At 61.6% G+C, this 12916-nt stretch carries 9 protein-coding genes; 5 read left to right on the top strand and 4 right to left on the bottom strand.

Annotation, left to right across the window (positions count from 1 at the left end; all coding sequences use genetic code 11):
* Positions 1-220: 220 nt before the first annotated feature.
* Complete coding sequence (locus HYI44_RS23130; protein ID WP_045062443.1) at positions 221-1684, bottom strand: glyceraldehyde-3-phosphate dehydrogenase; 1464 nt, start codon at positions 1682-1684, stop codon at positions 221-223.
* A gap of 363 nt (positions 1685-2047) precedes the next feature.
* Between HYI44_RS23130 and mfd the strand changes: the two genes are divergently transcribed.
* From mfd to HYI44_RS23145, 3 genes are read left to right on the top strand one after another with little or no spacing between them, the layout of a single operon-like run.
* On the top strand, positions 2048-5497 hold the full coding sequence (gene mfd, locus HYI44_RS23135; RefSeq protein ID WP_122838168.1) for a transcription-repair coupling factor: 3450 nt from the start codon (positions 2048-2050) through the stop codon (positions 5495-5497).
* Between the two features lie 10 nt (positions 5498-5507).
* Positions 5508-6074 carry a CsiV family protein gene (locus tag HYI44_RS23140; RefSeq protein WP_045062439.1) on the top strand — a complete coding sequence of 189 codons (567 nt, stop codon included), beginning with the start codon at positions 5508-5510 and terminating at the stop codon, positions 6072-6074.
* An 11-nt stretch (positions 6075-6085) separates the two neighbouring features.
* Entirely contained in the window at positions 6086-8779 is a 2694-nt protein-coding gene (locus tag HYI44_RS23145; protein ID WP_122838166.1) for a DEAD/DEAH box helicase, read from the top strand.
* A gap of 181 nt (positions 8780-8960) precedes the next feature.
* On the opposite strand, the gene HYI44_RS23150 is transcribed toward HYI44_RS23145, so the two are convergent.
* The 3 genes from HYI44_RS23150 to HYI44_RS23160 form a co-directional block, all read right to left on the bottom strand.
* Positions 8961-9698 (bottom strand): S-methyl-5'-thioinosine phosphorylase, encoded by a 738-nt coding sequence (locus HYI44_RS23150; protein ID WP_122838165.1) that lies wholly within the window; start codon positions 9696-9698, stop codon positions 8961-8963.
* Between the two features lie 12 nt (positions 9699-9710).
* Positions 9711-10721, bottom strand: a complete 1011-nt coding sequence (gene nagZ / locus HYI44_RS23155; protein WP_122838164.1) for a beta-N-acetylhexosaminidase — start codon at positions 10719-10721, stop codon at positions 9711-9713.
* 158 nt (positions 10722-10879) lie between these two features.
* On the bottom strand, positions 10880-11587 hold the full coding sequence (locus HYI44_RS23160) for a TetR/AcrR family transcriptional regulator (protein WP_008037709.1): 708 nt from the start codon (positions 11585-11587) through the stop codon (positions 10880-10882).
* Between the two features lie 229 nt (positions 11588-11816).
* Here HYI44_RS23160 and lexA point away from each other — a divergent pair, with 229 nt between their 5' ends.
* Together lexA and sulA are read left to right on the top strand one after the other, a co-directional pair.
* The gene (lexA, locus tag HYI44_RS23165; protein WP_122838163.1) at positions 11817-12428 is read left to right on the top strand and encodes a transcriptional repressor LexA; all 612 of its coding nucleotides are present in this window, start codon (positions 11817-11819) and stop codon (positions 12426-12428) included.
* A gap of 10 nt (positions 12429-12438) precedes the next feature.
* On the top strand, positions 12439-12912 hold the full coding sequence (sulA, locus tag HYI44_RS23170) for an SOS-induced cell division inhibitor SulA (RefSeq protein ID WP_045062425.1): 474 nt from the start codon (positions 12439-12441) through the stop codon (positions 12910-12912).
* Positions 12913-12916 lie beyond the last annotated feature (4 nt).

Raw genomic sequence — 12916 nt, forward strand, 5'->3', positions numbered from 1 at the left:
GCCAATTCGCCAACGTATTTTAAGTTGGATCCATTAAACCCACCCGCACCTCAAATAATCGGCAACTGCTTATTTTTGCTGGAAGTTTATGCCTGTAACTTTCGAGACAACAACATGGACAACGCTTAACTCCCGGGAAAAAAGTCTAAAAAGTTATAAGCAAGATACAAATAAAAACGCCCCGACCAAGGGTCGGGGCGTTTTTAGTTACTTGTGAAGCTTAGCGCGGGAATGCTGGCGGGTTAACACCGGCCATGTCTTCCATCACGCGAACCACCTGGCAGCTGTAACCGAATTCGTTGTCGTACCAAACGTACAGTACAACACGGTTATCCTGGGTGATGGTCGCTTCAGCGTCCACTACGCCTGCGTGGCGCGAGCCAACGAAGTCGGTGGAAACCACTTCCTGCGAGTTGACGTAGTCGATTTGCTTATGCAGATCCGAGTGCATGGCCATCTGGCGCAGGTACTCGTTGATCTCTTCGCGGGTGGTGGCTTTCTCAAGGTTCAGGTTGAGAATGGCCATCGACACGTTAGGCGTCGGAACGCGGATCGCGTTACCGGTCAGCTTGCCGGCCAGCTCAGGTAGGGCCTTGGCAGCAGCGGTAGCGGCACCGGTCTCGGTGATGACCATGTTCAGCGCAGCACTACGGCCACGGCGATCGCCTTTGTGGAAGTTGTCGATCAGGTTCTGGTCGTTGGTGTACGAGTGAACGGTTTCAACGTGACCATTAACGATGCCGAACTTGTCGTTCACAGCCTTGAGCACCGGCACGATGGCGTTGGTTGTGCACGAAGCGGCAGAAACGATCTTGTCGTCAGCGGTGATATCGCCGTGGTTGATGCCGTGCACGATGTTCTTCAGCTTGCCTTTGCCAGGCGCGGTCAGAACAACGCGGTCGACACCCGGGCACGCCAGGTGCTGGCCCAGGCCATCGGCGTCACGCCATACACCGGTGTTGTCCACCAGCAGCGCGTCTTTGATGCCGTACTGGGTGTAATCCACCTCAGTCGGGTTTTTCGCGTAGATAACCTGGATCAGGTTGCCGTTGGCGGTAATGGTGTTGTTGGCTTCATCAATGGTGATGGTGCCATCGAACGGACCATGAACCGAGTCACGACGCAGCAGGCTTGCGCGCTTGACCAGGTCGTTCTCGGCGCCCTTGCGGACCACGATGGCGCGCAGGCGCAGGCCGTCGCCACCACCGGTTTTCTCGATCAGGATGCGCGCCAGCAGGCGGCCGATACGACCGAAACCGTACAGGACTACGTCGGTGCCCTTGCGAGCCGCGGCGTTCTGCTGACCAACGACGTCAGCCAGTTCTTCACGGACGAACTGCTCGGCAGTGCGGCCATTGCCTTCGGTCTTGAACTTGACCGCAAGCTTGCCCAGGTCTACCGAAGCGGCGCCGAGCTTGAGCTCGCTCATCGCCTTGAGCAGAGGGAATGTTTCGTGGACGGACAATTCGCTGTCATCGGACTGGCGATGACGAGCAAAGCGGTGGGCTTTGAGAATCGCAATGACTGAACGATTGATCAGGCTGCGGCCATAGATCGAGCTCACCACGTTGTTATTGCGGTAGAGCTGACCGATAAGCGGAATCATCGCTTCTGCGAGTGCTTCACGGTCGATCCATTCACCAAGACACTGGTCGGGCTTCTGAGTCACGGGAACCTTCCACATGTAGGGGCAGAAAAAAGGGGCTACATTATGCCGCCGAGTGCCTCTCGTAGCAATGCGCGCTTGTCGTACCATCCGTAACAAAATTCCGTCAGAAAAAAATACGCCACGCTGCAGCCCAGTAAACACGGGGCTTCCAGCGCTGTCATTTTTTTGCAGACAGCGCTGCCTTGTCCGTAACCATCCGTAACACTGGTCCGTTTTGCCACTACATATTCGGTAATTTTCCCTAAAAAAACCGCCGATTTTGTCTTTACCACTACATTTCGCCAAACCTGCGTAATAGACACAGTCTGCCACTGACAGGCGGCACCCGGGCCCGCTACAATTACCGACTTTGTCGCAACGCTTGGAGCTCAACCTTCCGTGCCCGTTCTGCGTCTACCGCTTCTCCCTGCCGCGGCAGGTAAACAGCACTGGGGCAACCTGCCCGGTGCCGCCCTGAGCCTGGCCATTGCCGAGGCCGCCAGCGCTGCCAAGCGCTTTACCCTGCTGCTCACTGCCGACAGCCAAAGTGCCGAGCGGCTGGAACAGGAGCTGGGTTTCTTCGCCCCGGATTTGCCCGTACTGCATTTCCCGGACTGGGAAACCTTGCCGTACGACCTGTTTTCGCCGCACCAGGACATCATCTCCCAGCGCATCGCTGCCTTGTACCGGCTGCCAGAGCTGAGTCATGGCGTGCTGGTGGTACCGATCACGACCGCCCTGCACCGCCTGGCGCCGACCAAGTTCCTGCTCGGCAGCAGCCTGGTGCTGGACGTCGGCCAGAAGCTCGACGTCGAGCAGATGCGCACCCGGCTCGAGGCCAGTGGCTATCGCTACGTCGATACCGTGTACGAGCATGGCGAATTCACCGTGCGCGGCTCGCTGATCGACCTGTTCCCGATGGGCAGCAAGCTGCCTTTCCGTATCGATCTGTTCGATGACGAAATCGAGACCTTGCGCACCTTCGACCCGGAGAACCAGCGCTCCATCGACAAGGTCGACACCGTGCGCCTGCTGCCTGCGCGGGAGTTCCCGCTGCAAAAAGATGCGGTCACGCGCTTCAAGGCACGCTTTCGCGAACGCTTCGACGTCGACTTCCGGCGCTGCCCGATCTTCCAGGACTTGAGCAGCGGGATCACCCCGGCCGGCATCGAGTACTACCTGCCGCTGTTTTTCGATGAAACCTCGACCCTGTTCGACTACCTGCCCCAGGACACCCAGGTGTTCTCCCTGCCAGGCATTGAACAGGCGGCGGAAAACTTCTGGAACGACGTGCGCAACCGCTATGAAGAACGCCGCGTCGATCCGGCCCGGCCTCTATTGCCACCAGCGGAGCTGTTCCTGCCGGTGGAAGACTGCTTCGCCCGCCTGAAAAACTGGCCGCGCGTGGTGGCCAGCCAACAGGATGTCGAAACCGGCGCTGGGCGCGAGCGCTTCCCGGCCCGCGAACTGCCCAACCTGGCCATCGAAGCCAAGGCCACCCAGCCACTGGCGGCGCTGGCCGGCTTCCTCGACGAGTTTCCCGGGCGCGTGCTGTTTACCGCCGAGTCCGCAGGCCGTCGCGAAGTGCTGCTGGAACTGCTCGAACGCCTGAAGCTGCGACCGAAAACCGTCGACAGCTGGCCAGACTTTGTGGCGGGCAAAGAGCGCCTGGCGATCACCATCGCGCCGCTGGACGAAGGCCTGGTGCTCGATGACCCAGCCCTGGCACTGGTGGCGGAAAGTCCGCTGTTCGGTCAGCGCGTGATGCAGCGCCGCCGTCGGGAGAAACGCGCCGACGCGAACAACGACGCCGTCATCAAGAACCTCACCGAGCTGCGCGAAGGCGCGCCGGTGGTGCACATCGATCACGGTGTGGGACGCTATCTGGGGCTGGCGACCCTGGAAATCGACGACCAGGCCGCTGAGTTCCTGACCCTGCAATACGCCGAAGGCGCCAAGCTCTACGTGCCCGTGGCCAACCTGCACCTGATTGCCCGTTACACCGGCAGCGACGACGCCCTGGCGCCGCTGCACCGCCTCGGCTCCGAGACCTGGCAGAAAGCCAAGCGCAAGGCCGCCGAGCAGGTGCGCGATGTGGCCGCCGAACTGCTCGACATCTATGCCCGTCGAGCTGCACGGGAAGGCTATGCCTTCGAAGACCCGAAAGCCGACTACGCCACCTTCAGCGCCGGCTTCCCGTTCGAGGAAACCCCGGACCAGCAAACCACCATCGACGCCGTGCGCGCCGACATGCTCGCACCCAAGCCGATGGACCGCCTGGTGTGCGGCGATGTGGGTTTCGGCAAGACCGAAGTGGCCATGCGCGCCGCCTTCATCGCGGTGCATGGCGGGCGTCAGGTGGCCATCCTGGTGCCGACCACCCTGCTCGCCCAGCAGCACTACAACAGCTTCCGCGACCGCTTCGCCGACTGGCCCGTGAGCGTGGAAGTGATGAGCCGCTTCAAGTCGCCCAAGGAAGTGAATGCGGCCATCGCCGACCTCGCCGAAGGCAAGATCGACATCGTCATCGGCACCCACAAGCTGCTGTCCGACGACGTCAAGATCAAGAACCTGGGGCTGGTGATCATCGACGAAGAACACCGCTTTGGCGTACGCCAGAAGGAACAACTCAAGGCGCTGCGCAGCGAAGTCGACATCCTGACCCTGACCGCCACGCCGATTCCGCGCACGCTGAACATGGCGGTGTCGGGCATGCGCGACCTGTCGATCATCGCCACGCCGCCGGCCCGTCGCCTGTCCGTGCGCACGTTCGTCATGGAGCAGAACAAGAGCACGGTCAAGGAGGCCCTGCTGCGTGAGTTGCTGCGCGGCGGCCAGGTTTACTACCTGCACAACGACGTGAAGACCATCGAGAAATGTGCCGCCGACCTCGCCGAACTGGTGCCGGAAGCACGCATCGGCATCGGCCACGGGCAGATGCGCGAGCGCGAACTCGAACAGGTGATGAGCGACTTCTATCACAAGCGCTTCAACGTGCTGATCGCCTCGACCATCATCGAGACCGGCATCGACGTGCCGAGCGCCAACACCATCATCATCGAGCGCGCCGACAAGTTCGGCCTGGCACAGCTGCACCAGCTGCGCGGCCGCGTTGGACGCAGTCACCACCAGGCCTACGCCTACCTGCTCACGCCACCGCGCCAGCAGATTACCGCCGATGCGGAAAAGCGCCTGGAAGCGATCGCCAATACCCAGGACCTTGGCGCGGGCTTTGTGCTCGCCACCAACGACCTGGAAATCCGCGGCGCCGGCGAGCTGCTGGGCGACGGTCAGAGCGGGCAGATCCAGGCCGTGGGTTTCACCCTGTACATGGAGATGCTCGAACGCGCGGTGAAGTCGATCCGCAAGGGCGAACAACCGAACCTCGACCAACCCCTGGGTGGCGGTCCTGAAGTCAATCTGCGGGTACCGGCGCTGATCCCTGAAGATTATCTGCCGGACGTGCACGCCCGACTGATCCTCTACAAGCGCATCGCTTCAGCCACCGACGAAGACGGCCTCAAGGATCTGCAGGTGGAGATGATCGACCGCTTTGGCCTGCTGCCGGAACCCACCAAGAACCTGATGCGCATCACGGCCCTGAAACTGCAGGCCGAACTGCTCGGCATCAAGAAAGTCGACGGCGGGCCGCAAGGGGGTCGTATCGAGTTCGCGGCGCAAACACCGGTCGACCCGCTGACGCTGATCAAGCTGATCCAGGGACAACCCAAACGCTACAAATTCGAAGGTGCCACGGTGTTCAAATTCATGGTGCCGATGGAGCGCGCAGAAGAGCGCTTTAATACTGTAGAGGCGCTGCTTGAGCGCCTCATCCCGAAAACTGCTTGAAGGACGCCGCATGCGCCTGTTTTGCTCACTGACCTTGCTGATGACCCTGGTCGCCCCCTCGGTGTTTGCCGACGATATGTATCAAGTTGAAATGGTGCTGGTGCGGCAAAACGCGGTGCCTGCCATCGTCAGCCGTGCCGCACCGGAAGACTGGGCAGCCGGCGCGCAACGCGTGAGCCCGCAAAGCCTGCGCACGCCAAGCCTGACTCGAGAGGTGGAAAAACTCACGGCCAGCAATGAATACACAGTGCTGCTGCACAAGGCCTGGCAACAGACCCTGGGCGAACAAGCCAGCAAGTTCGCGATCAGCGACGGCGCGGAACAGTTCGGCCAGTTCCCGATCGAGGGCACCCTGAGCCTGAAACTGGGGCGCTTCACCGACGTCGACGCCGACTTCTGGGTCAACCAGATCGACGCCAATGGCATGGTCACCTCCAGCGAGCGACTCAAGCAGGAAAGCCACACCAAGAACGGCCAGCTGAATTTCCTCGACAACGGCCACCTCGGCCTGCTGATCAAAATCACTTCGTTGACCGCCCCCGCACCTCGGCCAGTCCCCGATGAAATTCCGGACTGATTGAAGTCCTTATGTCCACGACCCTGAGCAAACCCCTGGCACCGTCCTGGGTCAGCCGATTCAAGGAACAGAGCCTGGAGCGTGGCCGGCGCTACGCCCTGGAGAACCGCGTCAGGATCGTCGAAGTGGGCGACGCCACGATCGTTGCCGCGTGCGAAGGCTCTGGTGGCAACGTCTACCGCCAGACCATTCGCCTGCGCGAGTCGGCCAAGTCCACCCTGCTGATGGTCGATGCCACCTGCAGTTGCCCGGTGCGCAACAACTGCAAGCATTGCGCTGCGGTGCTGCTGCAGGTGCAGGAAACCCTCGACTATCCAGCGGCCGCCAAAGACGCAGAACTGCTGGAAAAACTCTCGGCCGTACTGGAAAACCGCAACCCCAAAAGCGTGCCTCAGGTGCTGGTGGAGAATGTCCAGCCGGTGCCGCGCCTGTGGCTGGCGAGTATCGAATTCAGTGCATTCGAGCCGCGCAACGGCAAGATGCAGCGCTACATCCAGCATCGCGCCGCGCTGTCGTTCAGCTATCTGGACGAATACGTCAGCGGGCAAAAAAACGCCGACATTCTCATCCGCCAGGAGACCCAGACCCTGCGGATCAAGCGTCAACCGGAAGTGGAACAGTCCTACCGGGAGCACCTGCGAATCCTCGGCTTCAAGATCGCCACCCGCCAAAGCAAGGCCCTGCCGGAAAGCGCGGGCGAGCTGTTCGAAATGGTCAACGACAGCGCCTGGCTGACCTTCACCCTCAATGAACTGCCCAAGCTTCGCACCCAGGGTTGGGAGTTGCAGATCGACGAGGAATTCGGCTTCGACCTGACGGCCGTGGACGACTGGTACGCCACCGTCGAACAGGCACCGGAACGCGACTGGTTCGACCTGGAGCTGGGCATCATCGTCAATGGCGAGCGCCTGAGCCTGCTGCCGATCCTGTTGAACCTGATGCGCTCGCACACCGAAATCCTCAACCCGGAACGCCTGGCACGGCGTCGGGACGACGAGCTGATCCTGGTCAACATTCCCAATCGGCCCAACTCCGAGTACGGCCCGCTGCAAGTCGCCCTGCCCCTGGGTCGGTTGAAGCCGGTGCTGGCGACCCTGGGCGAGTTCTACCTGCAGGAGCCCGGCGAAACCACGCTGCGCCTGAGCAAGGCCGATGCCACACGTCTCAACCCGCTGGAAGACATGCCACTGCTCTGGGAAGGCGGCGAGCAGATCCGCACGTTTGCCCAGCGCCTGCGCGACATCAAGGACTTTACTGCGACCGCGCCCGACGGCCTCAACGCCACCCTGCGCCCGTATCAGCTGGAAGGCTTGAGCTGGATGCAGTCGCTGCGCCAGCTGGAAGTAGGCGGCATTCTCGCCGATGACATGGGCCTGGGGAAAACCCTGCAGACCCTGGCACACGTGCTCAGCGAGAAGAACGCCGGGCGCCTCGATCGCCCGTGCATGGTGGTGATGCCCACCAGCCTCATCCCCAACTGGCTCGACGAAGCGGCGCACTTCACCCCGCAGCTCAAGGTGCTGGCGCTGTACGGTGCCAGCCGAAAAAAACATTTCGCCCACCTTGGCGACTACGACCTGATCCTGACCACCTATGCACTGCTGCCCAAAGACCTCGAGCACCTGGCGGCGCAACCTTTGCACGTGCTGGTGCTGGATGAGGCGCAGTACATCAAGAACCCCAACAGCAAAGCCGCCCAGGCGGCCCGCGAACTGAACGCGCGCCAGCGCCTGTGCCTGAGTGGCACGCCATTGGAGAATCACCTGGGGGAGTTGTGGTCGCTGTTTCACTTCCTGCTGCCCGGCTGGCTGGGCGACGTGAAGAGCTTCAATCGCGATTACCGCGTGCCCATTGAAAAGCGCGCCAGCGAAGTCCGGCTGCAGCACCTGAACGGGCGGATCAAACCCTTTCTGCTGCGCCGCACCAAGGAGCAGGTGGCGACAGAATTACCGCCGAAAACCGAAATCATTCACTGGGTCGAGCTCAACGAAGCCCAGCGCGACGTGTACGAAACCATGCGCCTGGCCATGGACAAGAAAGTACGCGACGAGATCACCCGCAAAGGCGTGGCCCGCAGCCAGATCATCATTCTCGAAGCGCTGCTGAAGCTGCGTCAGGTGTGTTGCGACTTGCGCCTGGTCAGCGATGCCGCCCCGCCGACGCGCGGCAGCACCTCGGGCAAACTCGACAGCCTGATGGAAATGCTGGAGGAACTGTTCGAAGAGGGCCGGCGGATTCTGTTGTTCTCGCAGTTCACTTCGATGCTGGCATTGATCGAGGTCGAGCTGAAGAAGCGCGGCGTGGAATATGCCTTGCTCACGGGCCAGACCCGCGACCGCCGCGCGCCGGTGAAAGACTTTCAGAGCGGCAAGCGGCAGATCTTTCTGATCAGCTTGAAGGCCGGCGGCGTGGGCCTGAACCTGACCGAAGCGGACACGGTGATTCACTATGACCCGTGGTGGAACCCGGCGACGGAAAACCAGGCGACTGACAGGGCCTACCGCATCGGCCAGGAAAAACCGGTGTTCGTCTACAAGATGATTGCCCGGGGCACGGTGGAGGAGAAAATCCAGCACCTGCAAAAGGAAAAATCCGACCTGGCGGCGGGCGTGCTGGATGGGCGCAGTGCCGGGGACTGGAAGTTGCAGAGTGATGATATCGAGGCGCTGTTTGCGCCGCTGCCGGACAAACTGGAGAAGCGCTGAGCACAGTGGTGCCTGTCAGGCCGTCATCGCGGGCAAGCCCGCTCCCACAGAGATTGTTGTTGGCCCGGCAATGCGGGGCTCCCACAAGAAGTATGTGCAAGCCCCACCACTGTGGAGCTACCACACATTTCCTGTGGGAGCGGGCTTGCCCGCGATGGGCTCACCCCGCCCCCAAAACTGATTAGCCCTTAAGCACCCGCGCCAGAGTCGATTTCACCTTCCCCATCCCGTCATGCAAAGCCTGCTCGATCTCGGCCATGGTGATGATCGCCGTCGACTTGCCCGCCGCCGGGTTCACCACCAGCGCCAGGCAGGCGTAATCCAGCTCCAGCTCCCGCGCCAGCGCCGCTTCAGGCATGCCGGTCATGCCGACGATGTCGCAGCCATCACGCTCCAGCCGGGTAATTTCGGCAACCGTTTCCAGGCGCGGTCCCTGGGTGCAGGCATACACGCCCTGGCTGCTGTACTCGACACCCTCTGCCGCCAGCGCTGCGATCAATTGCTGGCGCAACGGCTCGCTGTAGGGGTAGCTGAAATCAATGTGGGTCACCTGTTCCAGGTCATCGGCAAAGAACGTGTGCTGACGCCCGCTGGTGTAGTCGATCAGTTGGTGCGGCACACAGAAATGCCCGGTGCCCATCGCGCTGTGGATACCGCCGACGGCATTGACCGCCAGGATCGCCTCGGCGCCGGCCTGCTTCAGGGCCCAGAGGTTGGCGCGGTAATTCACCTGATGCGGCGGGAAACGGTGTGGATGGCCGTGACGGGCGAGGAACAGCACTTCCTTGCCGGCGTATTCGCCAATCTGCACCTCGGCCGACGGCGCGCCGTAAGGCGTGTCCACGGCCAGGGACTGACGAATGTTCAGGCCTTCGAGCTGGGTCAGGCCGGTGCCACCGATGATCGCGTAAACCGTCATAACGTTGAATCCTTATTCAATCAGTTGAGCTTCTTTGAGCGCGCCGATGGCCGCCAGCCAGCGCGGCTGCTGACGGTATTCGGTACCGACGAAGGCTTGCCCACGCATCCGCGCAATGCGCTGCGAAGGGGTGACTTTCAAACGCTGCGCCGCCGACAGGGCAAGCTCTGCCGCTGCGCGGTCGTTGCACACCAGGCCCATGTCGCAACCGGCCGTCAGCGCCGCTTCGATCCGGCTGGCCGCATCGCCGACCACATGGGCACCGGCCATGGACAGGTCATCACTGAAGATCACACCGTCAAATTGCAGCTCGCCGCGCAGGATGTCCTGCAACCAGCGGCGGGAGAAGCCGGCCGGCTGGGCGTCTACTTGCGGGTAAATGACATGGGCCGGCATCACTGCCGCCAGCTGCTTGCTCAACCGGGCAAACGGCACCAGGTCGTTGGCGCGGATTTCGTCAAGGCTGCGCTCATCGTTGGGGATGGCCACATGGGAATCTGCTTCGGCCCAGCCATGCCCGGGGAAGTGCTTGCCGGTGGCAGCCATGCCGGCACTGTTCATGCCGCGAATGAACGCGCCGGCGAGCAAGGCGGCGCGTTGCGGATCACCTTCGAACGAACGGGTGCCGACGACGGCGCTGCGCTGGTAATCGAGGTCCAGCACCGGGGCGAAACTCAGGTCCAGACCCACAGCCAGCACTTCAGTGGCCATGATCCAGCCACATTGCTCCGCCAGGTATTCGGCATTCGGGTTATCGGCAATGGCGCGCATGGCCGGTAGGCGCACGAAGCCCTGGCGCAGCCGTTGCACCCGCCCGCCTTCCTGGTCGACTGCCAGCAACAGGTCGGGACGCACCGCGCGAATCGCCGCGCTCAATTCACGCACCTGGCGTGGGTGTTCGATGTTGCGGGCGAAAATGATCAGCCCGCCCACTTCCGGTTGACGCAGCAACTGGCGATCTTCAGCCGTCAGCCAGGTACCGGCGACGTCCACCATCAACGAGCCTTGCAGGCCAGCAGTCATAGAGATTCCTTGATAACGAAAAACCCGGCGCGTGCAAATTCGCCAACCTGGGCGAGGCCAGGCAGGTCGACGAGTGCAATGGGGAGCGGGTTCAGAACGAGAGTCGGCATGGGCGGCTAGCTTAGCGGATGTCAGCTGCCGCGCCCACCCGTACGCGGTTAAACCTTGGCGGCAACCTGTGTCGATTTACTGCGTGGACGCAACTGCGCGGTGGCCATGGCGGAGTCTGTCACGCCGGTTTCGGCGCGCATGCCGGCGGCCAGGAAAGGCACCATCAGGCGCATGACCTGCTCGATCGACGTGTTGACGCCGAAATCGGTCTCGGCAATCGCCCGCAGCGCCTTGATCCCCGACATGCTGAACGCAGCGGCACCGAGCATGAAGTGCACGCGCCAGAACAACTCGATCGGCGGAATACGCGGGGCAGCCTCGTTGACCAGCATCATGTAGCGGCGAAACACCTTGCCGTACATGTCTTCCAGGTAACGACGCAAATGGCCCTGGCTCTGGCTGAACGCCAAACCCAGCAGGCGCATGAAAATGGACAGGTCGTTACCGCTGCGCGGCTGCACGACCAGGGCCTGCTCGACCAGGATCTCCAGCAGCTCTTCCAGCGTCGGCTTGTTTTCCGGCTTGGCCTGGCGACGTTCCAGCTCTTTATCGAGGCTCAGGCAGAACGGCCCGAGGAAGCGCGAGAACACGGCCTGGATCAGGGCTTTCTTCGAGCCGAAGTGATAGTTCACCGCCGCCAGGTTGACCCCGGCCTTGCTGGTGATCAGGCGCAACGAGGTTTCGGCGAAACCTTTTTCCGCGAACAATTGCTCGGCAGCATCGAGAATGCGTTCAACGGTTTCCGACTGGGCCATGGCTACTCCGCCTGACAAACACTTGTTTGAAACATACGTTTCAGACCCTGTCTTGTCAAGCCTGGCGGTTCGTTTTGGGAATGGTCGGTCAGCTATTTAACCATACAACTGCAAAGCTTCAATCAGGGCCCGGATCGACCGTCCAGCGGCGGGTAAAAAAACGGGCATTGCCAAGACCGTTCCACTGTATATAATCCCAGTCACTGTATAAAAAGACAGAGCGATCAATATGCTAAAGCTGACGCCACGCCAAGCAGAGATTCTGGCCTTCATCAAACGCTGCCTCGAAGACAACGGCTACCCGCCGACCCGTGCGGAAATCGCCCAGGAACTGGGCTTCAAATCGCCGAACGCGGCGGAAGAACACCTCAAGGCCCTGGCCCGCAAAGGTGCAATCGAAATGACCCCGGGCGCGTCCCGCGGCATCCGTATTCCAGGCTTCGAAGCCAAGGCCGCCGACGATTCCACCCTGCCAATCATTGGCCGCGTGGCTGCCGGTGCGCCCATCCTGGCCCAGCAGCACATCGAGGAATCCTGCAACATCAACCCGACCTTCTTTCATCCACGCGCCGACTACCTGCTGCGTGTCCATGGCATGAGCATGAAGGACGTCGGCATTTTCGACGGCGACCTGCTGGCGGTTCATACCACTCGCGAAGCCCGTAATGGCCAGATCGTGGTTGCGCGGATCGGCGATGAAGTGACCGTCAAACGCTTCAAGCGCGATGGCAGCAAAGTCTGGTTGCTGGCTGAAAACCCTGAGTTCGCCCCTATCGAAGTCAACCTGAAAGATCAGGAACTGGTGATCGAAGGCTTGAGTGTCGGCGTCATTCGCCGCTAAAGGAGGCTTTATGCAATTCCCGCACACATCACAGCAAGCCCAACTGCCGTTGTTCGAGGCGTTCATGGTGCAGCCGTTGGCGCCCATCCTCAAAGACGTGGTCGAATCGCCGTGGAGCGCCGAACCGGAAGTCTTCAGCGAACTGTCACTGCGTGGTGCAGCCGGGAATTGCCTCAACCTTCTCGCCCCGATCCTCAGGGAACTGAGCCAGGACCAGGACGCCCGCTGGCTCACCCTGATCGCCCCGCCCGCCAGCCTGACCCAGGCCTGGTTGCGGGACGCCGGCCTCAACCGCGAGCGCATCCTGCTGCTGCAACCACGGGGCACCCAGAGCGCTCAGCAGCTGACGTGCGAAGCACTTCGACTGGGCCGCAGCCACACGGTTGTGAGCTGGCTCAATCCGCTGGGTTCAACCCAACGGCAACAGTTGATCAGCGCCGCCCGGATCGGGGACGCACAAAGCCTGAATATTCGACTGGGCTAAGCGA

The organism is Pseudomonas sp. Y24-6, from assembly GCF_020295325.1.
GTDB classification, from domain to species: Bacteria; Pseudomonadota; Gammaproteobacteria; order Pseudomonadales; family Pseudomonadaceae; genus Aquipseudomonas; species Aquipseudomonas gregormendelii.

Coding starts and splice junctions, on each gene's coding strand:
- HYI44_RS23130 (WP_045062443.1), bottom strand. CDS start 1,684: ATGTGGAAGGTTCCCGTGACTCAGAAGCCCGACCAGTGTCTTGGTGAA.
- HYI44_RS23140 (WP_045062439.1), top strand. CDS start 5,508: ATGCGCCTGTTTTGCTCACTGACCTTGCTGATGACCCTGGTCGCCCCC.
- HYI44_RS23145 (WP_122838166.1), top strand. CDS start 6,086: ATGTCCACGACCCTGAGCAAACCCCTGGCACCGTCCTGGGTCAGCCGA.
- HYI44_RS23150 (WP_122838165.1), bottom strand. CDS start 9,698: ATGACGGTTTACGCGATCATCGGTGGCACCGGCCTGACCCAGCTCGAA.
- nagZ (WP_122838164.1), bottom strand. CDS start 10,721: ATGACTGCTGGCCTGCAAGGCTCGTTGATGGTGGACGTCGCCGGTACC.
- HYI44_RS23160 (WP_008037709.1), bottom strand. CDS start 11,587: ATGGCCCAGTCGGAAACCGTTGAACGCATTCTCGATGCTGCCGAGCAA.
- lexA (WP_122838163.1), top strand. CDS start 11,817: ATGCTAAAGCTGACGCCACGCCAAGCAGAGATTCTGGCCTTCATCAAA.
- sulA (WP_045062425.1), top strand. CDS start 12,439: ATGCAATTCCCGCACACATCACAGCAAGCCCAACTGCCGTTGTTCGAG.